The sequence below is a fragment of the Echinicola jeungdonensis genome (genome assembly GCF_030409905.1).
Lineage (GTDB): Bacteria > Bacteroidota > Bacteroidia > Cytophagales > Cyclobacteriaceae > Echinicola > Echinicola jeungdonensis.
Map to the genome: position 1 here is coordinate 932,627 of NZ_JAUFQT010000002.1, position 26,205 is coordinate 958,831.

The 26,205-nt window shown below is 40.8% G+C and carries 15 protein-coding genes; 7 read left to right on the top strand and 8 right to left on the bottom strand.

Features of this window, described 5'->3' with window-relative positions:
* Positions 1–362: 362 nt before the first annotated feature.
* Together QWY93_RS17315 and QWY93_RS17320 are read right to left on the bottom strand one after the other, a co-directional pair.
* On the bottom strand, positions 363–1,430 hold the full coding sequence (locus tag QWY93_RS17315) for an agmatinase family protein (protein WP_290249666.1): 1,068 nt from the start codon (positions 1,428–1,430) through the stop codon (positions 363–365).
* A gap of 187 nt (positions 1,431–1,617) precedes the next feature.
* Entirely contained in the window at positions 1,618–2,091 is a 474-nt protein-coding gene (locus tag QWY93_RS17320) for a SixA phosphatase family protein (protein WP_290249667.1), read from the bottom strand.
* Between the two features lie 164 nt (positions 2,092–2,255).
* On the opposite strand from QWY93_RS17320, the gene topA reads away from it, so the two are divergent.
* The 3 genes from topA (at position 2,256) to QWY93_RS17335 (ending at position 6,178) form a co-directional block, all read left to right on the top strand.
* Complete coding sequence (topA, locus tag QWY93_RS17325; protein ID WP_290249668.1) at positions 2,256–4,580, top strand: type I DNA topoisomerase; 2,325 nt, start codon at positions 2,256–2,258, stop codon at positions 4,578–4,580.
* A 139-nt stretch (positions 4,581–4,719) separates the two neighbouring features.
* Complete coding sequence (locus QWY93_RS17330) at positions 4,720–5,415, top strand: SIR2 family NAD-dependent protein deacylase (protein WP_290249669.1); 696 nt, start codon at positions 4,720–4,722, stop codon at positions 5,413–5,415.
* Positions 5,416–5,461: 46 nt separating this feature from the next.
* Positions 5,462–6,178: a pirin family protein gene (locus QWY93_RS17335; RefSeq protein ID WP_290249670.1), complete on the top strand. Its 717-nt coding sequence runs from the start codon at positions 5,462–5,464 to the stop codon at positions 6,176–6,178.
* Between the two features lie 9 nt (positions 6,179–6,187).
* Here the strand turns inward: QWY93_RS17335 and QWY93_RS17340 are convergent, their stop codons facing one another.
* The 4 genes from QWY93_RS17340 to QWY93_RS17355 form a co-directional block, all read right to left on the bottom strand.
* Positions 6,188–7,144: a PorP/SprF family type IX secretion system membrane protein gene (locus QWY93_RS17340; protein WP_290249671.1), complete on the bottom strand. Its 957-nt coding sequence runs from the start codon at positions 7,142–7,144 to the stop codon at positions 6,188–6,190.
* Between the two features lie 54 nt (positions 7,145–7,198).
* Positions 7,199–16,183 carry an MBG domain-containing protein gene (locus QWY93_RS17345; RefSeq protein ID WP_290249672.1) on the bottom strand — a complete coding sequence of 2,995 codons (8,985 nt, stop codon included), beginning with the start codon at positions 16,181–16,183 and terminating at the stop codon, positions 7,199–7,201.
* Between the two features lie 173 nt (positions 16,184–16,356).
* Positions 16,357–16,941: a phage tail protein gene (locus tag QWY93_RS17350; RefSeq protein ID WP_290249673.1), complete on the bottom strand. Its 585-nt coding sequence runs from the start codon at positions 16,939–16,941 to the stop codon at positions 16,357–16,359.
* 52 nt (positions 16,942–16,993) lie between these two features.
* The gene (locus QWY93_RS17355) at positions 16,994–17,458 is read right to left on the bottom strand and encodes a hypothetical protein (protein ID WP_290249674.1); all 465 of its coding nucleotides are present in this window, start codon (positions 17,456–17,458) and stop codon (positions 16,994–16,996) included.
* Positions 17,459–18,213: 755 nt separating this feature from the next.
* Between QWY93_RS17355 and QWY93_RS17360 the strand changes: the two genes are divergently transcribed.
* The 4 genes from QWY93_RS17360 to QWY93_RS17375 are packed head-to-tail and all read left to right on the top strand — an operon-like array spanning position 18,214 to position 24,268.
* Complete coding sequence (locus QWY93_RS17360) at positions 18,214–19,356, top strand: DUF4856 domain-containing protein (protein ID WP_290249675.1); 1,143 nt, start codon at positions 18,214–18,216, stop codon at positions 19,354–19,356.
* On the top strand, positions 19,346–20,479 hold the full coding sequence (locus tag QWY93_RS17365) for an imelysin family protein (RefSeq protein ID WP_290249676.1): 1,134 nt from the start codon (positions 19,346–19,348) through the stop codon (positions 20,477–20,479). Before QWY93_RS17360 ends, QWY93_RS17365 begins: the two co-directional genes overlap by 11 nt.
* Before the next feature lie 3 nt (positions 20,480–20,482).
* Positions 20,483–21,838, top strand: a complete 1,356-nt coding sequence (locus QWY93_RS17370) for an HTTM domain-containing protein (protein ID WP_290249677.1) — start codon at positions 20,483–20,485, stop codon at positions 21,836–21,838.
* The gene (locus tag QWY93_RS17375) at positions 21,839–24,268 is read left to right on the top strand and encodes a TonB-dependent receptor (RefSeq protein WP_290249678.1); all 2,430 of its coding nucleotides are present in this window, start codon (positions 21,839–21,841) and stop codon (positions 24,266–24,268) included.
* Between the two features lie 185 nt (positions 24,269–24,453).
* Here QWY93_RS17375 and surE read toward each other — a convergent pair whose 3' ends face one another.
* Together surE and QWY93_RS17385 are read right to left on the bottom strand one after the other, a co-directional pair.
* On the bottom strand, positions 24,454–25,230 hold the full coding sequence (surE, locus tag QWY93_RS17380) for a 5'/3'-nucleotidase SurE (protein WP_290249679.1): 777 nt from the start codon (positions 25,228–25,230) through the stop codon (positions 24,454–24,456).
* 154 nt (positions 25,231–25,384) lie between these two features.
* Positions 25,385–26,014 (bottom strand): hypothetical protein, encoded by a 630-nt coding sequence (locus QWY93_RS17385; RefSeq protein ID WP_290249680.1) that lies wholly within the window; start codon positions 26,012–26,014, stop codon positions 25,385–25,387.
* Positions 26,015–26,205 lie beyond the last annotated feature (191 nt).

Sequence of the window (26,205 nt, forward strand, 5' to 3'; positions counted from 1 at the left end):
TTTGGGATCGAAGTATTAACCTCAATTATTTGAATCAAGGTGAAAATAAGTTCCCCTCATCAAACAATTACCCCAAAGAAAATCTAAAATTACTTCTGATTAAAGGGGAAAGGAATTTTTTCAAATCATCTTCTATAAAAAAATAGGCCAAATATACCGCAAGCTCCAAATATTGAAAAAGGAAGAAAGTTGATTGAGTTAAGGAGTAAAGTCCGTGGATCCCTTTTGATTTTTCGGATTACTGACACCTGGTCAGATAACTTCATTCTTCTTTAAGATCATTTTTACTTACCCATTTTATCTACATAAAAAAACAGCAAACTTAAATTTGCTGTTTTTTTCAATCTTCTATTGCCAATTATTTAATATAGATCCAATTTCCCCTGGGATACCCCAAATAAGTTGGCCATTCTATAAAACACCCTTGCCCCTACATTACCATCCCATTCATCCTCATTGGGGCCAGGGGCTACTTCTACCAGGTCAAATCCAATGATTTTTTTCCCTTCCCTGACCAACATTTTCATCAAAAACAGCACCTGTTCCATTTCAAAACCACCGGGAACCGGAGTACCCGTGTGAGGACAGAGTTTTGGATCCAATCCATCTATATCAATGGTAACATATACTTCCCTGGGCAATGCATCTATAATTTCCTCACATTGCTCTAACCAGGTTTTTCCTGCATAGGCATCCTCCTTAATTTTCCGATCATAAAAAGTCGTCACTTTTTTATTTTCTTTTGCATAATCGGCTTCATCCTCACAATAATCCCTCACACCAACCTGAACCAAATGACTTACCTCGGGCACTTTCAGAATATTAAAACCAATGGAGGCATGAGAGTACTCAAAGTCCTCATAAGATTTTCTCAAATCTGCATGAGCGTCAATTTGAAGTACCCCAAAGCTGGAATATTTATCCCCCAAAGCCCTGATAAATCCAAGAGGGGTACTATGATCTCCCCCGATAAGGGCTACCATTTTATTTTGGTATAAATATTCCTTTGCCTTTTCATATACCCAATTATTCATTTTTTCGCAGGCCTTGTTGATCAATCCAGGAACCGCTGTAAACTGTTCCTCATCTCCTTTTTCTGATCCCATCGCCAACCAATCAATATAATTATTGGCCAAAATCCGATGGTTGGTACTGCTCAAATGAATATCCTGGGGAATAGGCAACATATAAATGCCCAGTTTCCAGGCTTCCGGAATATCATCCTGGTAAAGGTCCACTTGATTGGAAGCAGCCAAAACTGTGGCTGGTCCCTCGCCGGTTCCGTGAGCGTAAGAAACCGTTACTTCCCAGGGAACAGGAATTACAATTAAATCTGCAGTAATTTCGTCAAAAGGCAGGCCAAATAATGTTCCTTCTGCTCCTACCCCATTAGGATCAAATTTGTCAATTAATTGATATTTAGTGGTCATATCGATTTTGGGTAAAGATGACTAGTAAAAAAGCAAAATATGCCAATAATTTAACAGGAAAATTGAAGACATCAACCTTTTATATTCACAATTTTTCCTTCCTTAATCTAACACAATTTCCCACTAATGCCCAAAAAAATGTATAATATTCCTTGATGCTTTGACCTTACTTAGATTCAATTCCCTATTACTGAATCACTTCCGCCAACACCCCGGAGCCAGCGGTAATGGCTTTCCAGGAATCAACTTCAATTTCCACAATTGCCAGCATGCCAGGAGACAAATTCAAAAAGTAATCCCCAACGTAATAGTCCAACAAAGTACTAAGCCCTGGGTTATGGCCCACGACCAAGGCAGAATCAAATTCTTCTGGTAAGTCATTTATTTTCTCCAGCCAGGCATCCTTTTCAGCCAGATAATAATCTTTTTCCTCTAATTTCTTTTTGATTTCTATGGCGGTGCTTATGATTTCAGCTGTTTCTTGGGTCCTTACTGCAGGGCTTTGAAGTATCAGGTCAAAGCTGAATTTTCGTTCCGCCAATACTAGGGCCAATCTTTCAACCCTGTACTTTCCAGATGAGGTCAGCTTTCTGTCAAAATCTCCAGATTGTCCTTTTCCATACTCTGCTTCCCCATGCCGCAATAATGCTATTCGTTTCATGGTGTAGGATTTTTTCTAAAATGATTTAATGAATTAACAAATTAGTCTTGGTACCGCCAAAATGAATATGAGATTAATTATTATTTGGAGGAGAAGGGAATCGCTTCTATTTTTGGTTTTTGTTGGTATTGCTATTTAAGCTATACCCTAAAAGGATACAAATTATGCCAAAGAATTTAGTCATTGTCGAATCTCCGGCAAAAGCAAAAACCATAGAAGGGTATTTAGGGAAGGATTTCAAAGTAGCTTCCAGCTACGGGCATGTCCGGGATCTTCCTAAAGGGGATAAGGCTATTGATATCAAAAATAAATTTAAACCCACCTACGAAGTCACTCCGGATAAAAAGGATGTGATCAAGCAGTTAAAAAATTTGGTCAAGGATTCCGATACAATTTACCTGGCAAGTGATGATGACCGCGAAGGGGAAGCCATATCATGGCATTTGAAAGAGGTACTCAAGCTTTCAGATGACAAGACCAAAAGAATTGTATTTCGGGAAATTACAAAAAATGCTATTCTGAAAGCCCTGGAAAATCCAAGGGCCATTGATATTGACCTGGTCAATGCACAGCAGGCAAGGAGGATTTTGGACCGCTTAGTAGGTTTTGAACTATCCCCTGTGCTATGGAAAAAGGTAAAAGCCGGCCTTTCTGCTGGTAGGGTTCAGTCTGTAGCTGTTCGCTTTATCGTGGAAAGGGAAAGGGAAATTGAGAAATTCCAGTCCAAATCTTCTTATAAGGTAACTGCTCTTTTTGATGTAAAAGGAAAAACACTTCACGCCGAGCTCCCTAAGAAATTTGAAACTCAGGAAGAAGCCGAGGCATTCTTAAAGGATTGCTTGGAAGCTGATTTTTCTATTGGCAAACTGGAAAAAAAGCCTGCCAAAAAGACACCTGCGGCACCTTTTACGACTTCTACCCTACAACAAGAAGCCAGTAGAAAATTGAGCTTTTCTGTGTCCCAGACCATGACCATTGCCCAAAAGCTATATGAGGCAGGTAAAATCACCTATATGAGAACAGATAGTGTGAACCTGTCCGAAGAAGCTATGGAAAGTGCAAAAAAACAGATTCTTTCCGCATTTGGTCCGGATTACCATAAAGCGAGAAAATACACTTCAAAATCAGAAGGTGCACAAGAAGCCCACGAGGCCATCCGGCCAACCAATTTTTCCAACCAGGAAGCAGGTAGTGACCGCAATGAGCAAAGACTATATGAACTGATTTGGAAAAGATCCATTGCCTCGCAAATGGCAGATGCCCAATTGGAAAAAACCCATGTCTCTATTGATATTTCCAATTCTGACCACCACTTGAGTGCCACTGGAGAAGTTATAAAATTTGAGGGTTTTCTGAAAGTATATCTAGAAAGTACGGATGAGGAGGATGAAGAAGAAGAAAACGGCAACAAAGGATTGCTTCCTCCATTGACCATTGGTCAGGTATTGGATTTGATTGAAATGAAATCCAGGCAGACCTTTACCCGGCCTCCTGCAAGGTATACAGAAGCTTCATTGGTAAAAAAATTAGAAGAAATGGGGATTGGAAGGCCATCCACCTATGCGCCAACCATTTCTACCATCCAAAAAAGAAATTATGTCATAAAGGAATCCAGGGAGGGAAAACCCCGGCAATATACTGAGATGGTCATAAAGGATGGAAAGTTTGAGAAAGCCGAAAAAACAGAATATGCGGGTTCGGATAAGAACAAGCTTTTTCCCACCAATATTGCCATGGTTGTCAATGACTTTTTGGTAGAGCATTTCCCCAATATCATTGATTATAAATTTACCGCCAAGGTTGAAAAGGAATTTGATGATATTGCCCACGGTGGCCAGCAGTGGGATCAGATGATTGACAATTTCTATGGGAAATTCCATTCCACTGTAGAAAATACAGCCAATGTAGAAAGGGCCAATGTCAGCTCCTCCCGTGAATTAGGAAAAGACCCTAAAACCGGCAAGCCGATCATTGCCCGTTTGGGTAAGTTTGGACCCCTGGTGCAAATCGGTGATCAGGATGATGAGGACAAGCAATTTGCAAGCCTTAAAAAAGGCCAGTTTATTGAAAGCATAACGCTTGAGGAAGCCCTGGAACTCTTCAAATTGCCCAGGGATGTAGGCACTTTTGAAGACAAAAAGATTGTGGCTGCTATTGGCCGTTTTGGCCCTTATGTGAGGCATGATGGTAAATTTGTTTCTTTGGGTAAGGAATATGATCCCTTGAGCATCAATGAAGCAGAAGCCATTGAGCTTATCAAAGCCAAAAGGGAGGCAGATGCCAAAAAACACATTAAATCCTTTGATGAAAATCCTGACATTCAAATACTAAATGGCAGATGGGGACCTTATATTAAATTTGGTAAAAAGAACTATAAGATTCCTAAGGATAAGGTTGCAGAGGATTTAACCTACGCTGAAACAATGGAATTGATAGAAAATCAACCGGACAAAAAAAGAGGTAAGACTACCCGAAAAAAGAAATCATAATTTAAAAACCAGAGTTAATACTCTGGTTTTTTTGTTCTAACCCCCAGCCATTTCATGTTCTCAATTTTGAAGATATTTATTTAAATTGGCGTAAGGCAAATATTATTTGTAAACCTCGTCTTACTAAAAATTTTCAGTAATGAAGAAAAAACTGGTGGTTTTAACTGGAGCAGGAATTTCCGCTGAAAGTGGAATCAGAACCTTTAGAGACCAAAATGGACTTTGGGAAGGACATGATGTTATGGAAGTAGCTTCACCAGAAGGTTGGAGGAAAAATAAAAGCCTAGTACTGGACTTTTACAATCAAAGGCGAAAAGAAGCTTTAAAGGTCCAACCCAATCAAGCCCATATGGGCTTAGCAGAACTTGAAAGGTGGTTTGATGTAACAATTGTAACCCAAAACATTGACAACCTTCACGAAAAGGCTGGCTCTTCCAAAGTAATCCATTTGCATGGGGAAATTTTAAAGTCCCAAAGTTCCATAGACCCTTCATTGGTATATGAAATGGACCATTGGGAAATCAAGTTAGGTGATAAATGTGAAAAAGGAAGTCAATTGAGACCCTTTGTCGTTTGGTTTGGGGAAATGGTCCCCATGATGGAACCGGCCATGGAAGCAGCCATGCAGGCTGATTTGTTTGCTGTGGTAGGCACCTCATTATTGGTATATCCTGCAGCAGGATTGGTTCAATATACGCCTAAGGGAATTCCTATATTTATTATTGACAAAAAAATTCCTGAAACCGGTTTAAGTGCCCACCTTACTGAAATTGAAGGACCTGCAAGTTCTGGGGTAGAAAAAATGAAATCCATATTGACCCAAAACTTGGAATAATCGTAAATTAAGAAAATCCTCCACCTTTTAACCTTATCAATTTATTATGAAAACCATCCTTCATCCCGCAGAAAGCAGAGGTCATGCTAACCATGGATGGCTAATTAGTCGCCATACTTTTAGTTTTGCAGGTTATTATGACCCAGAAAGGATCCAATTTGGAAAACTCAGGGTGCTCAATGATGACCAAGTAGCCGGGGGAAAAGGTTTTGGTACTCACCCCCATCAAAATATGGAAATCATTTCGATTCCCCTAGAGGGCGACTTGGAACATAAAGACAGTATGGGCAATACCACTTTAATACGGGAAGGGGATATTCAGGTTATGAGTGCAGGAACAGGGGTTTCGCATAGTGAGTACAATAAAAATGAGGATAAGCCCGTCAAATTCCTTCAAATATGGGTTCTGCCCAATAAAAAGGATGTCACCCCTAGATATGATCAAATTACTCTGAAAAAAGAAAACCTCCACAACCAGTTTTTTCAAATATTATCCCCTTATGCTGATGATGATGGAGTATGGATATATCAAAATGCCTGGTTCCATTTAGCCAACTTGGACGAGGGAGTCAAATTGGCTTACCAATTGAAAGACCCTCAGAATAATGGCCTTTATGTATTTGTATTAGAAGGTGAGGTTTCCACAGTAAACCTCGACCTTCAGAAAAGAGATGGGTTGGGGATCTGGGAGGTGGATAAGGTTGATTTTAATGCCAAATCCGCAACACAATTATTATTAATGGAAGTCCCTATGGACTCTTAAACTTCCAATTTACCAGATCAGTACCTCTTCAGGGTATTTTCTTTCATTGGTCCTGAACAAGTGGAAAATTGCCATAAATTCATGGGTATTTCCTGGTAAATGAAAACTTCGGTTGGTGGGGAATTCATAAACATAGCCCAACCTTACATTTTTCAGCAAAAAACCAGCCTGAATGTTACTGGCATAATCCACCCTGTGTCCAAGCCCCACATAGAGTTTGTCCTTCATCAATGCTTTCAAATTAAACTCTATATTGTCGGGTAAATCTTTTTGCTTCCTAAAAAAGAAATTTCCAATAACAGAAAGATCATTACTTAAAGCTTCCCGGTAACCTGCCTGGACAATATAGTTGATGGGCCTGCCTTCCAAGAATTCGTCACCTTTGGAAATATTCCCTCCATTGACCTGATGCATGGCATATGACAGGTAATATTTTTCATGGGATAGTGCAAGACCTAAATTAAAGTCCAGTATCTGCATATCTGAAAACCCATTCATATACTGCCCCAGCAAATCATCGTTTTGCTGCTCAACCGTCAAGGATGCTCCATCCAGCCTGACAGAAGTATAATTGATTCCTGCGCCCATCCTTAAATTATGTTTTTCAGTCAAGCGAATTCTACTTGCATAACCCAAAATCAGGGAAGTTTCCCGAAAGGCACCATAATTATCAAACAGTAAATTGACACTGGCTGCATTTTTCCCCATTAATGCTGGGTTTTCCCGGCCTTGCAATTCTGCAAAATCCAGTTCTGCACTAAAGAACATTGTTTTTGGGGCACCTTCGAATCCTCCCCATTGGTTTCTAACAAAGCCACGAACTGCACTTCCTTCATATCCTGTAAGGCCGGGATTAAAATAACTTTGAAAAAAATTGAATTGGCTAATATACTTTCTGGATTGGGCCAGGGTTTCCCCTGATCCAATCATTGAAATAATTATGAATATATATACTAATTTTTTCATCTTTTATAAATTCTTTACCGGTGATAAATTCAATTATGATTATCCAAATAGGGTTTATCTTGAAATAAGGTTTAACACCCCTCTTCTGATTTCCCCTGTCAATTGATTTTTTATAACCCAGAAATAAGCACCGGGGGCTAGAAATTCCCCATTATAGGTACCATCCCATTTCACTTCCGGGTTATCGGTAAGGAAGACTCTTTTACCACTCTTTTCAAAAATCATAATGCGAATTCCTTCAAAGAATTTTAATTCAGGCACTCCCCAGGTATCATTTGCCCCATCACCGTTAGGACTAAAAGTGTTGGTAAGCTCAATTTCTTCCAAGCCTTCTCTTTCCCTGGTAATAGTATAGGTCTTAACCATAACATTACCATCTGCGTCAATTACCCTCACTTCAACGGTAAATTGGGTCCTTCCAGGAAGAGCTTCTTCACTGTTCCAGAAAAGGGTCCTACCATCAAGTATGAAATAATCATTATCCTCTACTCCAGGTACCAGTATTACCTCATGCTGGTTATCAGCAGGATCTTCAATGGTAAAGGTACCAATTGATAAAGAATTGTTTTCTACACTTGCCTCAAAGGAATTGTTATCCAATAGAATGTTTTCAGGAAGGGGTTTTGGCAATACCACTACATACATGGAAGGAACTGGTAAAGCTTCCCCAGAAATACTTCCTTGCAATTGCAGCCTACCCGTAATCCTGTAATCTCCACTGCTTCGGGTATCAATTCCTGATTTTATCCATTCCACTTCAAGATTGATAAACTCATTGGCTTCCGTCCTTACCAAAACAGTTGCTGGAAGATCAACCTGCTCGAGTTCCATTCCCCATTCTACTTCCACAAGGGCTGGTTCAATTACTTCTTCGATTTTTCTTGCCTGGATGGTCAAGTTAGCCCCAGTAAAATTAATCTTGTAATCGTTCCCAGCATCCAGGGTTCCTATCAAAATTGGATAACCCCCCACATCTTCACCGGATGCCCTCGCCAAAGCTCCGGACATTACTTCTTTTCCATCTCCGTTTTTAAACCCTGAGGCCTGATATGTCAATTCAGGATCTTCCTGTCCAAATATTTTGAGCTGGGTATCTGCGGTAACTGTCAATGTAGCCTTCCTAATCTCAAAGTTGCCATCCACATATTTGATGGTATAGTTACTTGAGGTATAACCGGTTGCGGTAATGATGTAATTACCAACATCTTCTCCAGCAGCCCTGCTGATATCCGGCATTCCACCCAAAGCGGCTTCATCATCACCATTTTCAAAGCCTGCATAGCTAACTGTCAGTGTCGGATCAGTTTCACCGTAAACCTTGGTTTTGTCAACGGCAGTTACCGTCAAGGTAGCTTCCGTGACTTCAAAGGTGCCATCCACATAATTGATGGTATAGTTACCCGAGGTATAACCGATAGCGGTAATAGTGTAATTACCAACATCTTCTCCGGCAGCCCTGCTGATATCCAAGGTTCCACCCAAAGCAGTTTTATCATCACCATTTTCAAAGCCTGCATAGCTAACTGTCAGTGTCGGGTCAGCTTCACCGTAAACCTTGGTTTTGTCATCGGCAGTTACTGTCAAGGAAGCCTGGGTGACCTCAAAATTGCCATCCACATAATTGATGTTATAGTTGCCTGAGGTATAACCGATAGCGGTAATAGTGTAATTACCAACATCTTCTCCGGCAGCCCTGCTGATATCCAGGGTTCCGCCCAATGCGGTTTTATCATCACCATTTTCAAAGCCTGCATAGCTGACTGTCAATGTCGGATCAGCTTCACCGTAAACCTTGGTTTTGTCATCGGCAGTTACTGTCAAGGAAGCCTGGGTGACCTCAAAATTGCCATCCACATAATTGATGTTATAGTTGCCTGAGGTATAACCGATAGCGGTAATAGTGTAATTACCAACATCTTCTCCGGCAGCCCTGCTGATATCCAGGGTTCCGCCCAATGCGGTTTTATCATCACCATTTTCAAAGCCTGCATAGCTGACTGTCAATGTCGGATCAGCTTCACCGTAAACCTTGGTTTTGTCATCGGCAGTTACTGTCAAGGAAGCCTTTGTAATCTCAAAGGTTCCGTCCACATAATTGATATTATAATTGCCTGAGGTATAACCGATAGCGGTAATAGTGTAATTACCAACATCTTCTCCAGCTGACCTGCTGATATCCAGCATTCCACCCAAAGCGGTTTCATCATCACCATTGGTAAAACCTGCATAGCTGACTGTCAGTGTCGGATCAGTTTCACCGTAAACCTTGGTTTTGTCATCGGCAGTTACCGTCAAGGTAGCCTCCGTGACTTCAAAGGTACCATCCACATAATTGATGGTATAATTACCCGAGGTGTAGCCGGAAACCCCAATGGTATAGCTGCCTACATCTTCTCCGGCAGCCCTGCTGATATCCAGGGTTCCGCCCAATGCGGTTTCATCATCACCATTGGTAAAACCTGCATAGCTAACTGTCAGTGTCGGATCAGTTTCACCGTAAACCTTGGTTTTATCATCGGCAGTTACTGTCAAGGAAGCCTTTGTAATCTCAAAGGTTCCGTCCACATAATTGATGGTATAGTTACCCGAGGTGTAGCCGGAAGCCGTTATGGTATAGTTGCCTACATCTTCTCCGGCAGCCCTGCTGATATCCAGGGTTCCGCCCAATGCGGTTTCATCATCACCGTTGGTAAAACCTGCATAGCTAACTGTCAGTGTCGGATCAGTTTCACCGTAAACCTTGGTTTTGTCATCGGCAGTTACCGTCAAGGTAGCCTCCGTGACTTCAAAGGTACCATCCACATAATTGATGGTATAGTTACCCGAGGTGTAGCCGGAAACCCCAATGGTATAGCTGCCTACATCTTCTCCGGCAGCCCTGCTGATATCCAGGGTTCTGCCCAATGCGGTTTCATCATCACCATTGGTAAAACCTGCATAGCTAACTGTCAGTGTCGGATCAATTTCTCCGTAAACCTTGGTTTTGTTATCGGCAGTTACCGTTAAGGTAGCCTTATCTACCGTCAAGTTTTGCGTAATATCCGTAGCGGCATTGGTTACACCATCTCCACTTTGTGCAGCTGTGATTTGTGTGCTACCTGCTTTTAGAATAGTTGCTTGATTACCACTTATACTGACCACGGTTGGATCATCTGCAGTATAGGTCACTGTCAAACCTTGATCCGTTTGTGCAACACCTAATGTAAAAGAAGGATCCCCATAAGTTTTGGTTGGTATACTTGGGAAGGTGATGGTTTGATCAATTTTAACTGGACCTACCAGGGTACTTTCAACCGTTGTACCTGCATCTTTCCCGTCATTAGGAGTCACTTCAAAACCGATGTATTTGCCTTGATCTGCAGATTGTAAAGTGTACTGTTGATTGGTTGCTCCAGAAATGGCAGTTTTCCCTGTTCCGGCATTATCATCGGAAAGATACCATTGATAGGTGGTTCCACTTTCGGTATCCCCATCTGGATCTGTAAAAGTATAGTTCCCCGTCAGCACCTCTCCAATGGTCAAAGCTCCATTGATGGAAAGGCTACTTGCAGTTGGGGCATCATTCGTATCCTTAGTACTGGTATCCGTGCTTGTGGACCCTGTATTTCCGGCAGGATCAGTAAGGGTAACTGAAAGAGTAATCGTGCCATCTCCCAAACCGCTTAAATCCAAGCCTGTGATTTGATCTGTGGCTGTACTTATTGTCCCTGATCCGGTAACATTCGTACCACCTCCAGAACTAACCAAGTTATAATCATAAGTTGCTCCAACCTCTGCAGAAGTAAAAGTAAAGCTTGCAACATTCTGATTGGGTTCATCAATCGGATCCTGGTCAAAGCTTACTGAGTAACCTGCTGGAGCTGCGGTATCTTTGGTTTCCGTATCCGTAGCAGCAGTTCCCGCATTACCATTTGCATCGGTAAGCGTTACCGAAAGCGTGATGGTGCCATCTGCCAATCCACTTAAATCCAAGCCTGTGATATTATCAGTTGCTGTGCTTATTGTTCCTGAACCGGTAACATTCGTTCCACCACCAGAACTTGATAAGGTATAATTATAAGTCGAGCCTACTTCTGCTGAAGCAAAAGTAAAGTTTGTATTGTTTTGATTGTTGTTATTGATCGGGCTTTGATCGAATGTTGCTGAATAACCAGATGGAACTGTTGCATCCTTGGTTTTGGTATCGCTAGCTGCAGTTCCGGTATTACCATTTGCATCAGTAAGGGTAACAGAAAGTGTAACCGTGCCATCTCCCAAGCCACTCAAATCCAAGCCTGTGATATTATCTGTAGCTGAGGATATAGTTCCTGATCCGGTAACATTGGTGCTACCTCCTGTGCTGGATATCGTATAGTTAAAATCTGTTCCTACCTCAGCACCCACAAAGGTAAAACTCACTGATGATTCATTACCCGCATTGATCGGGTTTTGGTCTATGGTCACTGAATAACCGGATGGTACTGCAGAATCTTTGGTTTCCGTATCCGTAACAGCAGTTCCCGTATTACCATTTGCATCGGTAAGCGTAACAGAAAGCGTAACCGCACCATCCCCTAAGCCACTTACATCCAAACCTGTGATTTGATCTGTGGCTGTACTTATTGTCCCTGATCCGGTAACATTTGTACCACCTCCTGAGCTGGATAATGTGTAACTATAATCCGCACCAACTTCGGCAGATGCAAAAGTAAAGCTGACACTTGATTCATTACCTGCATTAATTGGGCTCTGGTCTATGGTAACTGAATAGCCCGACGGTGCTGCTGTATCTTTGGTTTCCGTGTCCGTAGTTGCAGTTCCGGTATTTCCGTTTACATCTGTAAGGGTTACAGAAAGCGTAATGGTGCCATCTGCCAGGCCACTTACATCCAAGCCACTAACTTGCTCTGTGGAAGAACCAATGGTTCCTGAACCGGTTACATTGGTACCCCCTCCCGAACTGGAAAGGGTATAATTATAAGTCGATCCTACTTCTGCCGAGCCAAAAGTAAAGCTAACTGCAGACTCATTCCCTGCATTGATCGGGTTTTGGTCTATGGTAACTGAATAGCCAGATGGTGCTGCAGTATCTTTGGTTTCCGTGTCCGTAGCTGCAGTTCCGGTATTTCCGTTTACATCAGTAAGGGTTACAGAAAGTGTAATGGTGCCATCTGCAAGGCCACTTACATCCAAACCTGTGATATTATCGGTAGTGGTGGTTATTGTTCCTGATCCGGTGACATTGGACCCTCCTCCTGAACTGGAAAGGGCATAACTATAATCAGCGCCCACCTCTGCGGAAGCAAAGGTAAAACTCACTGCTGATTCATTACCCGCATTGATCGGGCTTTGGTCTATGGTAACTGAATAGCCCGACGGTGCTGCTGTATCTTTGGTTTCCGTGTCCGTAGCTGCAGTTCCGGTATTTCCGTTTACATCTGTAAGGGTTACAGAAAGCGTAATGGTGCCATCTGCCAGGCCACTTACATCCAAGCCACTAACCTGCTCTGTGGAAGAACCAATGGTTCCTGAACCGGTTACATTGGTACCCCCTCCCGAACTGGAAAGGGTATAACTATAATCAGCACCCACCTCAGCAGAAGCAAAGGTAAAACTCACTGCTGACTCATTACCTGCATTGATCGGGTTTTGGTCTATGGTAACTGAATAGCCCGATGGTGCTGCAGTATCTTTGGTTTCCGTGTCCGTAGCTACAGTTCCGGTATTTCCGTTTACATCAGTAAGGGTTACAGAAAGTGTAATGGTGCCATCTTCCAAGCCACTTACATCCAAGCCTGTGATATTATCGGTAGCGGTGGTTATTGTTCCCGATCCGGTGACATTGGATCCCCCTCCTGAACTGGAAAGGGTATAACTATAATCAGCACCCACCTCTGCGGAAACAAAGGTAAAGCTAACCGCAGACTCATTCCCTGCATTAACCGGACTTTGGTCTAATACTACCGAATAACCAGTTGGAGCTTCCGTATCTTTGGTTTCCGTATCGGTAGCAGCAGTTCCCGTATTACCATTTGTATCGGTGAGAGTTACAGAAAGCGTAATCGTTCCATCCACTAAACCACTTACATCCAAACCATTAACTTGTTCTGTAGCAGATCCAATAGTTCCCGAACCGGTAACATTCGTTCCTCCTCCTGAACTAGATAGGGTATAATTGTAAGAAGCGCCCACCTCTGCGGAAGCAAAGGTGAAACTTACTGCAGGCTCATTTCCACCATTGATTGGACTTTGATCGAATGTCACCGAATAACCTGATGGGGCGGTGGTATCCTTGGTTTCAGTATCTGTGGCTGCAGTTCCGGTATTTCTCGCTGCATCAGTTAGGGTCACGGAAAGGGTAACAGTCCCTTCTCCCAAGCCACTTAAATCCAAACCTGTGATATTATCGGTAGCGGTGGATATTGTTCCTGATCCGGTAACATCCGTTCCTCCTCCAGAGCTGGATAGTGTGTAATTATAATCGGCTCCAACCTCTGCTGAGGCAAATGTGAAACTGGTTGCCGTTTCATTTCCTGTATTAATCGGGCTTTGATCTAGGCTTACTGCATACCCTAAAGGCGCTGTTGTATCCTTAGATTCAGTATCCGTAGCTGCACTTCCTGTGTTTCCTGCACCATCCGTAAGCGTTACAGAAAGAGTAAGGGTGCCATCTCCCAAACCACTTACATCCAAACCAGTAATTTGATCCGTAGCTGTGATTAAAGTTCCTGACCCCGTTACATTTGTTCCACCTCCTGAACTCGAAATGGTATAATCATAATCAGTTCCTACCTCTGCTGAGGCAAAAGTAAAGCTAACTGCAGACTCATTTCCTGAATTGATCGGGTTTTGGTCTATGGTTACCGAATAGCCTGTTGGCGCAGCAGTATCCTTGGTTTCTGTATCCGTGGCCGTACTTCCAGTGTTTCCTGCATCATCAGTTAAAGTCACCGAAAGGGAAAGCGTTCCGTCATTTAATCCGCTTAGGTTCAAACCAGTGATTTGATCCGTGGAAGACACTACCGTTCCGGATCCAGTAACATTGGTCCCACCTCCTGAACTAGAGATGCTATAATCATAACCAGCCCCTACTTCGGCTGCTCCAAAAGTGAAGCTAATTGCGGATTCATTGCTAGCATTGATTCCGCTTTGGTCAAAAGTAGCAATGTACCCTGAAGGAGCTGTAGCATCTTTGGTTTTGGTATCTGTTGCAGCAGTACCCGTGTTTCCAAAACTATCTTTTAAGGTTACTGATAAGGTAATGGTTCCATCTGGAAGCCCACTTAAATCAATATTTGAAATTTGATCGGTGGTAGTGCTTATGGTTCCATTCCCCGTTACATCCGTGCCACCACCTGAACTGGAGAAGGTATAATCATAATCAGTACCTACCTCTGCACCAGAAAAAGTAAAACTGGCATCCGATTCATTAAAAGCATTAATTGAACTTTGGTCTATTGATACCGAATACCCGGAAGGTGGTGCCGCATCTTCATCATTAATGGTTAAAGTGACTTGCTGCGTTCCGTCTTCAACAGCATTGGTTGGGGTATCCATATCAATGATCACCGTTTCATCCCCCTCTTCGATACCATCAAAAATAGAAGTGACTCGAATGCTATCCATCGGTTCTCCAGGGGATATGGTAATAGAACTTCCAGTAATTGAATAATCAGTTCCCCCTCCTGTTGCTGTACCAGAAAAAGTTAAAGGAATGGTTACGGTCACACCTGCAATATTATCTATTTTACCTCTAATGTATGCCTGGCCTCCACTTTCATCAGTAATCGGGTTATAAACATTCAGCAATTCCAATGAAGCATTTGGCTGGGGATCATCATCTATAATTGTATAGGTCTCTTGCTGTGTCCCACTTTCTGTACCATTACTAACTGATGAAATATCAATGACAACAGTTTCATTTCCCTCATAGATGGCATCACTAATATTGCTAAGGTTAATTGTTCCGCTAGTACTCCCAGCTGGAACCGTAATAGATGTTCCGCTTAAATTATAATCCACCGAATTGGTCGCCGTACCGCCAAAACTCAAATTCACTGTGGTATTGGCTCCATAGGAATTGGAAAGCGTGGCTGTTACCACATTATTAGAAGTTAAGCTTTCCGATTTGGAACTTGGGCTAAGACTTAAGGTTACTGTGGGAACGGCGGAGACATTCAGGGTAGCTGTGTAATTTCCGGTACTAGTATCCGTCCCATCATTTACCTCAAACTGGAATGAAGTATTGGTGCTTCCATTTTGGATATACTGTAAATTTCCTGCATCCAGATCCGCTTTGCTTACCTGGTCACTGGTGCTTACCTCTTCTCCACCATCATAAACATCATCATTATCCGCATCCACATATAAGGTTCCTGATCCCGGCACAGATTCTATTAACAAATGATCCAAAACGTCTCCATCACCATCGGAATACCCAAAATCTGAAGTGGAAAAAGTATAGGTTAGGTTTTCATACGGGCCATTGGAGGCGGTAAAGCTTGAGGCGGTTGGTGCGGAATTTGAAGCAACAATTTCCCCGGAAAATTCATCAATATTAACTAAAAAAAAATCTGAGGAAGAAATATGAACTTCATCTACAGTTACATTAAAAGTAAGGGATTTAATATCTCCATTAGATACCGTTTGAGGGGAACCTACTGAAGAACTAGAACGATATCCTTGGACTGTAATCACATCACCTCCGTAATTTGCTACATATATTCCAGTAAAATCAAATTCCGCTCCATCAGTCCTTTTTATTCTAAAAGTTTCAATTGCCCCTGTGGAACCATTTGAAAGCAAATCAAGAGATTTAGAATCTCCTACTCCAAAATTGTCCAGAACTTCACCAATTCCACCATCTCCAGCACTTGTAAATTCATAATCAAAACTTACACTTGCCTCATTTGAAGAACTGCTAAAAGGGGTTTTTTTTCCAGTTGTTTCATCTTCAAAATCTTCAGTAAATGTTTGCCCACTAACTTGAAACACCAATAACAATCCCATAATTATTGGGAAAAGCCCTTTCAATAATTTTTTTCCGTAAATTTTTTCCATATTCAATTATTTCCAAACTGTAAAAACTGCCCTATAACCCAAAGTCCAATCCATGGAGAAATCCCAATTTTTGTATCAGTGCCATGAAATAATTTTAGATTTTTATAGGGATAAGGCGGAGTCATTTTGAATTCCCCTGCCCTATCCTTTTAATACAATAAGTTTAAAATAAATTAACCCCTAGGCGGGAAAATCCCCTGCATACAAATGATATAGTTAATTGCCGTATAGGGCTGCACGTTATTTATAGGTTGACTTCCGCCTGTGTTTCCAATGGTTACATTGGCAGATCCATCTGTACCTGTATTTAAGGCAACATTGGGAGCATCACTGTTATAGATATCGATTCCTCTTCCCCCATTGGTACTTGCAGCTAAGGTAGCTGCACCATTAGTTCCGGGAGTTTCCTCGGTACCTTCCTGATTAGAAGCCATAATATTCGCCCTGAATTCATTGACCACAGCGGCATGGTTATGGGCTGGCATATTCAAAATGGTCAGGGTATTGGTTTCTGAACCGCCCTTTGCCCCTTCTCTATAATCACTTAATCCGGGGCCTCTGCCAGGACCAATAGGTACTCTCCCTCTTAAATCCGGCAAAGCAAAAGTCGTCCGGCCATCACCACCATAGGTGGTTCCTAAAATTGAAAACAAGGCGGTATTTTGAGAAATAGACATTAATTGTCCTTCACAAAAAGCCCAACCACGGGGAGCAAAATTCCCGGCAAACAGTTTGATGACTCCAATGAATTCTTCCATTTTTCGTTGATTAAGGTTAGAAAATAATTATTATGGTTATCTATTAATAAAGTTAAACGGAGTGAAACTTGTCGAAATGCTGCTTTAATTGATCCATATCTGTCTGAAGCTTTTGGATCAGGTTTTCATAATTATCCTTCATTTCTGTGGTGGCAGATTGGTCATTTGGGGAGGGATCCAATATTTTTTTCTCTTCCAATTCCCCTTTTTTGTGATCCAATTCGAAAATTCCGGTTCTTGTTTGATCCATATTCAGCAACAGGGACTGAACTTTTTCCTGCTCCAACCAACTGGGATAATTCTTTAATTCATCCTTCCATTTGTACCAGGCCAAGCTATGGGCACAAGCAATATTTTTATCCCTAAATGATTTTGAACAAAAACCTCTTCTGTTAAAAAAAGCATATTTGGTAACCAATGTAGAAATGGTTGTGTTTCCATGAGAATTTTTTACAAATTCCTCATGTTTGAGTTGGCAATTTTTTATTCTATATCCTAAAAATCCACAATTAACCATATTTCAGAAATTAAAAACCTTCTACCATTTTTTGAAGATAGCTACCCAACCCTGGAAATTTTTGAATAATTCTTTTCAAACCAGATAATTGCAGGATTCCCCGCTTCTCAAAACACTTATCACAAAACGGTAAATAATACAATAAGGGAATAAGCTTATAAAATCCAAAAAACATGCTTTAAAACAACTAAAACCTATTATAAAATACCATTCCTTAAAATAAAGGCAATTATAACTTCTAGTTACGGTACCTTTCCCACTATTTAAATTCAATTTAAAACCCTAAAAAATCCATTTTATTTAGGATAACACTGGCTAATATGTCATTTTGCCTTCAACCCCTACAAAGATCGATTTTCTGGTATAAAATGCAAGTTTTATTTTAATTAATAAAAACTTTGCTTTAGGAATGGGAAAATGCAGAGATAATTGGTTCCTAAATCCTTATTTTGGTTATATCTATCATTTCTTCAACATTTTTGAAATAAAAAATCGACCATTCAGGCTACAAGAATTTTTTAAATAATTTTTTCAATCCCATCATTTTTCTGTCAAAAACCTAGAAAGCTCAGCCATTTGTTTCAAACGACCTTCTGTCAGGGCATTTGTATAATTCTTTTTAACCAAAACAAGAACTAAAACCTTGGGATGTTCTTTATTTAAAATTAATCTAATTAATATTTGCCCTTAAAAAATCACCCATTATCTTTGTGAGAAATTAAAATCAATCTAAATAAAAACACGAACACGGACTAATGAAAACTAATTTTCTTCCTTTTTTAGCTCTATTAGGTGCTCTTTTCTCTTGTGTAGAAGACAGCCAGGATGTAGAAAATCAAATGGAAGTTCCTTCCACTTATTCCTTTGAAAGAGATGGAGCTTCATCGGTAAGCTTCCAGGGACAAACGGACCGGTTAAACATGTTATCAGAAATTAAGACTTACTTAAAAGCAGGTGACGGTGGTAGTGAGCTTTCTTCTCAAAAATTATTGGACATGTACGCCAATGCAAATGAGCCATTTGAAAATGCTGAATTAAATGCCTCTACAAAGCAGTTGGAAAATAAAACCAACCCAGCAGAAGTAGATGGTTTCAAACAATTATTGGATCAAGCTGCAAAAGTAAGTGCGGATGTAGCTGTCAATGGGACCATGGCTGAGGACGGTGTAGCAGGAAGAATAAGCAGAGGTGATGACCGCTACATCAATGTCAATGAAAAAGGTTGGGAATTCACCCAATTGGTTGAAAAAGGATTGATGGGAGCAGTTTTCTATCACCAAATCTTCAATGTTTACCTTTCTGATTCTAAAATCGGTGAAGGGGTGGATAATGAAGCCATTGAAGAAGGTAAAAATTATACCACTATGGAACACCACTGGGATGAAGCCTTCGGTTATTGGGGTGTACCTACTGATTTCCCAAATGGAGATCCCGTATTGGATGAAGAGCACAGCAGATTCTGGGCTGGTTACACCTACGGTTTGGAAGAAACCCTTGGTATCAATCAGCCTCTAATGGATGCTTACATCAAAGGTAGAGCTGCCATTGTAGCCGACAATCATGTTGTAAAAAATGAGCAAATTGATATTATCATTGAATTGCATGAATTGGTTGCAGCTGCTAAAGCCGTTCATTATATCAAATCTGCCATCGGAGACCTAAATAATCAGGATACCGGAAACTTATTCCACCACCTATCTGAAGGTCATGGCTTTATCAAAGCTTTTGGCTACAGCCCAAATTCAAATTTATCCCAAGCTGAAATCAATGACATCCTAAATGTTGACCTTGGTGAAGATGGTAATTTCTGGACTGTAACTCCCCAAGGTTTGCAAAATGCAAAAGATAAAATTCTTAATGCATACCCTGAATTAAAAGAAGTTGAAGATGAATTATAATCGCATCACAGCATTTTTTTCATTAACATTGGTAACAGGCATTATTTGCCTGTTACCTTCTTGTGTTGATGACCCTAAGGAAAATTCGGTTGAAATTGACCGACAACCCCTATTAACCAGTTTGGCCGACAATGTCATTATCCCAGGATATGAAAACCTAAATGGGGAGATTACCAGTTTGAATGCTGCTGCTCAGGTATTTGTAGAAACCCCGGAACAGGCTAACCTTAGTACTTTACGAACTGCTTTTACCCAAGCTTACCGCAGCTGGCAGGCTGTTGCTTTTTTTAATTTCGGGCCTGGATTTAACCAAACCCTAAGAGCAGAATTCAACACCTATCCTGCTGATTATTTCAGTATAGAAAACTCCATCGAATCAGGAGAATACAATCTGGATTCCTTTTCCGCTGCGAATCAAAAAGGACTACCTGCCTTGGATTATCTTTTGTATGGTCTTGCGGAAAATGATGTAGACCTTTTGGAATTTTATACCACGGATCAAAATTCCGAAAATAGAAAAACTTATTTAACCAGCCTTACCGAGCGTTTAAAGGAAAAAATAGACCAGGTTTACAATGGGTGGATTGCTACTGAAGGAAATTACAGACAGCAATTTATCAACCAGGACGGAAATGATGCCGGTTCCTCCATTAGCTTGTTGATCAATTCCCTTTCCCAATATTTTGAAGTCTTTACCAGGGATGCTAAAATAGGAATTCCACTAGGTAAACGATCTCAGGGTGACATTATCCCAAAAAATGTTGAAGCCTACTATAATGGTGACTTATCAATTACCCTTGCTGCTGATAATCTAAGAGGGATTAAAAATATTTTTACCGGTTCCAATGGGAACCTGGATGGAGTAGGATTATATAATTATCTAAAAGACCTTAAAGCCCAAAGCAATGGTGACCTTTTGGCTGATGTGGTCATTTCCCAGCTTGACCAGGCCATAGCAGCAGTGGAATCTATCCCTTCTCCACTTTCAAACACCATTGAATCTAACCCTCAGCCCGTTGAAGAAGCCCACGGCAAGCTTCAGCAATTTGTATTTACGATAAAAGCCGAAATCCCATCTGCCACTGGCGTATTGATATCCTATAGCGATAATGATGGAGATTAAACCATGAAAGCAAGAATTGACCAAACCATTAACCGACCCATTTCTATAGCACCCTTGATAAGTTTCAGGGTGCTTTTCGGGTTTATAATGTTGGTCAGCGTTCTAAGGTTTGTTTGGAATGGCTGGATAGAAACCCAATACCTGGCCCCTGAATTCCACTTTACCTATTATGGATTTTCATGGGTACAACCCTTAGGCGTTTGGGGCATGTATGGGCTTTTTGGGATCATGGCTTTCTCTGCCATTGGAATTATGGTGGGCTATCACTTTCGATTAAGTGCGCTGGTTTTTTTTCTCTCTTTCACCTATGTGGAATTGATTGATAAAACCAATTACTTGAACCATTATTATTTTGTAAGCCTAATTGCCTTTATCCTGATATTTTTGCCAGCTAACCGTTTTCTTTCTTTGGATGCCCAAATAAAACCATTAATCCAAACCCCAAAAATACCTTATGGGTTTGTCCTTATCCTGCAATTGATGCTTTCCTTGGTGTATTTTTACGCAGGGTTGGCAAAATTACACCCAGACTGGTTATTTGAGGCACTCCCTCTGCGCATTTGGCTACCTCCTTTAACCCATCTTCCGGTAATGGGAGGTTTGATGGATGAATTATGGGTAGCTTATGCTTTTAGCTGGTTTGGTGCTTTATATGATTTAAGTATTCCATTTTTCCTCTTTTACCGCAAAACACGACCTTTTGCTTTTTTGGCAGTCATTGTTTTTCATATTTCAACCTGGATCCTATTTCCCATAGGGATGTTTCCCTTTATTATGATTTTGTCCACTACCATTTTCTTTGCCCCTGAGACCCATGAAAGGTTTATCTCTAAAATGAAGAATTTGTTGGAAAGATGGGAAATTATTACCCCAAAACCTATAAATAAACCTAGCCACTATTTCCCCAATAAAAAGTATTTATGGGTGTTTTTTGCCCTTTTTCTAACCATCCAGATATTATTACCATGGAGGTTTTTATTATATCCTGGCCATTTGTTCTGGACCGAACAAGGCTACCGCTTTTCCTGGAGGGTCATGTTGATGGAAAAAGCAGGATATGCCATTTTCCATATCAAAGACAAAAATACCGGCAAAGAATGGGAAGCCTATGCCAGCGATTATCTCACGCCCATGCAGGAAAAACAAATGGCCACCCAACCAGATATGATTTTGCAATTTGTCCATTTTCTGGATAGTAAAATGGAGGAACAAGGCTATAAAGATATTGAAATCCGGGCAGAAGTGTATGTTACCTTAAATGGCCGCGGCAACCGGATATTTATTGATCCCATAGTGGATCTCACTCAGGAAAAGGAGAGCTTTCAACATAAATCTTGGATTATACCATATTCAGAATAAATGAAAAAGTATTTACTATTTATTTCAATATTCACACTCATCTCTTTTGGAGCCATGTGCCAGGTAGAAATTACAGGGACGGTAAGCTTCAGTGGTGAAACCCTGCCAGGGGCCAATGTTTACCTGAAAAACACCTCATATCAAGCCTTAACGGATGATAATGGACATTATACCCTCCAAGGCATTCCCAATGGCCATTATACTGTAGTGGTGTTTTCCATGGGGAAAAAGACACTGTCCAAGGAATTGGATTTGCCTGGAAGTAAAACCTCTCTGGTGTTGGACTTTGAAATGGAAGACATCAATGGAGAATTGGAAGACATCACCGTTACCGGGAAAAAGGAAAATACCAATGGCATAAGGAGGCTAAGAACCGTTGAAGGAACGGCTATTTTTGAAGCCAAAAAAAATGAAGTGATTGAATTGGGGGACCTTACTGCCAACCTTGCCACCAACAACAGCCGACAGGTTTATGCGAAAGTTCCTGGATTGAATATTTATGAGAGTGATGGAGCGGGATTGCAATTGGATATTGGGGCCAGAGGCTTGGACCCCAGCAGGACCGCCAATTTCAATGTACGCCAAAACGGATATGATATCAGTGCAGATGCCTTGGGCTACCCTGAGAGCTATTACACCCCTGCCACTGAGGCAGTTGATAGAATTGAAGTGGTCCGTGGTGCCGCCTCTTTGCAATATGGTACTCAGTTTGGTGGCCTATTGAATTTTGTCATGAAAAAAGGCCCTAAAGACCGGAAAGCTGCCGTCACCTTAAGGAATACCATTGGCTCTTTTGGATTCCTAAATACTTTCACCAGTTTGGGCGGGACTAGTGGAAATTGGAATTATTACACCTTTTTCCAATATAAAAAGGGAAATGGATGGAGAGAAAACAGCCAATTTGATGCAAAAATGGCCTACGGCTCCCTGGAATATGAGCCCAATGAAAGATTTAAACTTACTTTTCAATACACCTTTATGGACTACCTGGCCCAGCAACCCGGGGGATTGACTGATGCCCTGTTTGCAGAGGATCCAAGGCAATCCATCCGGAGCAGAAACTGGTTTCAGGTCAACTGGAACCTCATTGGTAACCATATCGACTACAAGTTCAATAATAAGTTAAAACTCAATATCCGAAATTTCGCCCTAATTGGGGGAAGGGATGCCCTGGGTAATTTGGGTAGAATTGACCGGACCGATGACATGCAGGAAAGAAACCTTTTTGTGGATGATTTTAGCAATTTTGGATCAGAGGCAAGGTTAATTTATAACTATAAAATTGGAAAGCAACCCCAAGTAGCCCTGCTTGGGGCAAGATATTACCGGGGGCTGACCGACAGAAAACAAGGGTTAGGGACAGATGGAAGTGATGCGGATTTCAATTTCCTCAATCCAGACAAACTGGAGAATTCCGACTATACCTTTCCCGGAAATAATTTTTCCCTATTTGCAGAAAACGTAATTAATCTAAGTGAAAATTTCAGTGTTACCCCGGGAGTAAGGTTTGAATATATTAGAACAGCTGGTTCTGGGTATTACAATAAAACCATCTTGGTAAAAGACAAAGAAACAGGGTTTGCCAAAGATTCCACTTATCAAGTTCCTGAAGATTTGGATAGGAGAAGATCCTTTATATTTGCTGGATTGGGACTGAGTTATAAGGTAAATGATTATCATGAGGTCTATGCCAATTTTTCTCAAAATTACCGTTCTATCAACTTCAATGATATCAGGGTTAACAACCCAAACCTGGTAGTAGATGAAGACATTCAAGATGAAAGAGGCTATAATTTTGATCTTGGAATCCGGGGAGGTAAAAGTATGAAGTTCAACTATGACCTTAGCTTTTTTTACTTGCGTTATCAGGACCGGATTGGTGCGATCCTAAAAACGGATCCTGAAAACTATAGAATTTATCGGTACAGAACCAATATTGCCGATGCCAGAAGCATGGGATTGGAGGCATTTGGAGAAACAGATATTTTAAGATGGCTTGCCTTTGACAAAAGGTATAAGCTGAACCTTTTCACCAATTTTTCATTGATCAATGCCAAATATATTAACTCTGAGGAATCTCCTGTGGAAGGTAATTATGTGGAATTAGTTCCTCCATTTAGTATCCGGCCAGGGATAACCCTGGGCATTCAGGATTTTAAAATGACTTACCAATACTCCTATGTTCAGGAGCATTACACTGATGCCTCCAATGCAAGGTTTACTCCTTCAGCTGTTGAAGGTATCATTCCCACTTACCAGGTCATGGATCTATCACTTAGTTACAGATACAAGAAAGCCAAATTGGAAGCAAGTGTTAATAACCTAACAGACAATGCTTATTTTACCAGAAGGGCAACAGGCTATCCTGGACCGGGTATCATTCCAGCCTCAGGAAGAAGCTTCTTTTTGTCCTTGGAACTGAATTTTTAAAATGATATGGTCCAAGTCTCCAGACTTGGACCAATTCTCCCCACAGTCTCCAAACTTTGATATTAAATAGCGGACTGAGGCACAAATTAGAATTATAAGAAACCTCTCTAAAAAGGGGGCGGAATTGCAAATTCAGACCCGCTTAGAATCCAGATACTAAAATCTAGCTACTTGATACTTTCAAATTACTCTTCCCAATCCCATTCCTCATTCATTTGGGTAATACCGTGATAAGCCGTCATATCAAAAAGACAGGGAACCACAGACACATAATTATTGGCAATCGCCCATTCATCATTGTCCTCCCCTTTGTCAAAATTCACAAAATTACCTGCCAACCAAAAATATTTCCTACCATTGGGATCATAGCGCTCATCAAATTCCTCCTGCCACTTGGCACGAGCCTGGCGGCACAATTTGATTCCTTTCAGAGATTCGTTTCTCTTGGGAGGGAAATTAACATTTAAAGCTACCCCTTTGGGCATTCCATGGTCCAACACCTGTTTGGCAATCCTTTCTATAAATTCTTCTACATGTGAAAAATCCGCTTTAGAGCTATAATCGCACAAACTAAACCCAATGGATGGATACCCTTCTATGGCACCTTCTATGGCAGCTGACATGGTTCCTGAGTACAAAACACTGATTGAGGTATTGCTGCCATGGTTTATTCCACTGACCACAAGGTCAGGCTTCCTATCTTTAAAAATATAGTGCTTGGCCAGTTTCACACAATCTGCCGGAGTACCGCTTGATTTATAGGCCACAACATCCTCAAAAATTTCCTCTTCATCCAGTCTGATCGTATTACCAATGGTGATAGCATGTCCCATGCCGGATTGTGGGCTATCCGGGGCAACGACCACTACCTCCCCGAGTTTTTGCATGATTCCCACTAGTACCCTGATTCCCCGGGAAGTGATGCCGTCATCATTTGAAACTAAAATAAGTGGTTTAGACATTTATAAAGTTTGGTTAGATTATTAATCGAATTTTAGCAAAATCAAAATTAATCCATTAATAATGGAGTAAAAACTTCGGGCATAAAAAAAGCAAATGATGAATCAAATAAATGGATTCATCATTTGCTTATCAAAATTTATTTAAACTTAATAATTACTCTTTCAATTGGTTATAATACGCCGTGATCCTTAACAAATCCCCTCTTCTATCGTGGGAAAGCCTATTTTTGCGCATATATAGCTTGATTTCCTCGGACCGATCATCCATAAAGTCAAGTAGTTCTTTTTTCTTTTGGTTGTATTTAATAATCTGATCTTCAGATAGAAAATAAAAGTCAAAGGCCAGTTTGGTGGTGTTCATCATAGGGGGGCCATACATTGGGTGCATATACATGCTGTACATTCCCGTATTTCTCGTTTCATTGGTGATATATTCCCGGCAAAGCAGGGTAATATCTTCACCTTCCATCAAAAGTTCAAAGAAAATAGGAACCTTATAGTTTCCATTCATCGCATAAGGCAAACTATAAAAGGTCCGGATACCTCCATAATATTCATCAAAAATCTCAAAATAACGAATGGAAGAACTTCCATAAGTTTGGATGCTTCCATCCCTCATCTGGACAACATTGTTCTCCAGGTTATATTTTAGTTTTCCTTCCAGCACATCCCCATTTTCCAAATACAATTTCCCTTCATGCCAAATTTGGGACGGAAAATCCTGCGCTTGAGATATTTGCAATCCCAGGAAAACAAAAAACAATAAATAAAACAGTCTTTTCATGATGCTCTCCTCTTATGTTACTATACAATAGTAACGTATTAATTGTAGTTTTAGTTAACCCTTTACAAAATTCCCAGGTAATCATTTTTAGTCCAAATAGAAATAAAATGAGGGATTATTTTGCATTTCGATAACCCTAAAACAAGTTTTTAAATTCCCATTGGTAACAAAAGTCCATGTTAAGGCATAAA

Excerpts from the sequence above, each read along its gene's own strand:
- QWY93_RS17330 (WP_290249669.1), top strand. The coding sequence starts at position 4,720 with ATGAAGAAAAAACTGGTGGTTTTAACTGGAGCAGGAATTTCCGCTGAA.
- QWY93_RS17340 (WP_290249671.1), bottom strand. The coding sequence starts at position 7,144 with ATGAAAAAATTAGTATATATATTCATAATTATTTCAATGATTGGATCA.
- QWY93_RS17350 (WP_290249673.1), bottom strand. The coding sequence starts at position 16,941 with ATGGAAGAATTCATTGGAGTCATCAAACTGTTTGCCGGGAATTTTGCT.
- QWY93_RS17365 (WP_290249676.1), top strand. The coding sequence starts at position 19,346 with ATGAATTATAATCGCATCACAGCATTTTTTTCATTAACATTGGTAACA.
- QWY93_RS17320 (WP_290249667.1), bottom strand. The coding sequence starts at position 2,091 with ATGAAACGAATAGCATTATTGCGGCATGGGGAAGCAGAGTATGGAAAA.
- QWY93_RS17370 (WP_290249677.1), top strand. The coding sequence starts at position 20,483 with ATGAAAGCAAGAATTGACCAAACCATTAACCGACCCATTTCTATAGCA.
- QWY93_RS17360 (WP_290249675.1), top strand. The coding sequence starts at position 18,214 with ATGAAAACTAATTTTCTTCCTTTTTTAGCTCTATTAGGTGCTCTTTTC.
- QWY93_RS17355 (WP_290249674.1), bottom strand. The coding sequence starts at position 17,458 with ATGGTTAATTGTGGATTTTTAGGATATAGAATAAAAAATTGCCAACTC.
- QWY93_RS17345 (WP_290249672.1), bottom strand. The coding sequence starts at position 16,183 with ATGGAAAAAATTTACGGAAAAAAATTATTGAAAGGGCTTTTCCCAATA.
- topA (WP_290249668.1), top strand. The coding sequence starts at position 2,256 with ATGCCAAAGAATTTAGTCATTGTCGAATCTCCGGCAAAAGCAAAAACC.
- surE (WP_290249679.1), bottom strand. The coding sequence starts at position 25,230 with ATGTCTAAACCACTTATTTTAGTTTCAAATGATGACGGCATCACTTCC.
- QWY93_RS17385 (WP_290249680.1), bottom strand. The coding sequence starts at position 26,014 with ATGAAAAGACTGTTTTATTTATTGTTTTTTGTTTTCCTGGGATTGCAA.
- QWY93_RS17375 (WP_290249678.1), top strand. The coding sequence starts at position 21,839 with ATGAAAAAGTATTTACTATTTATTTCAATATTCACACTCATCTCTTTT.
- QWY93_RS17315 (WP_290249666.1), bottom strand. The coding sequence starts at position 1,430 with ATGACCACTAAATATCAATTAATTGACAAATTTGATCCTAATGGGGTA.
- QWY93_RS17335 (WP_290249670.1), top strand. The coding sequence starts at position 5,462 with ATGAAAACCATCCTTCATCCCGCAGAAAGCAGAGGTCATGCTAACCAT.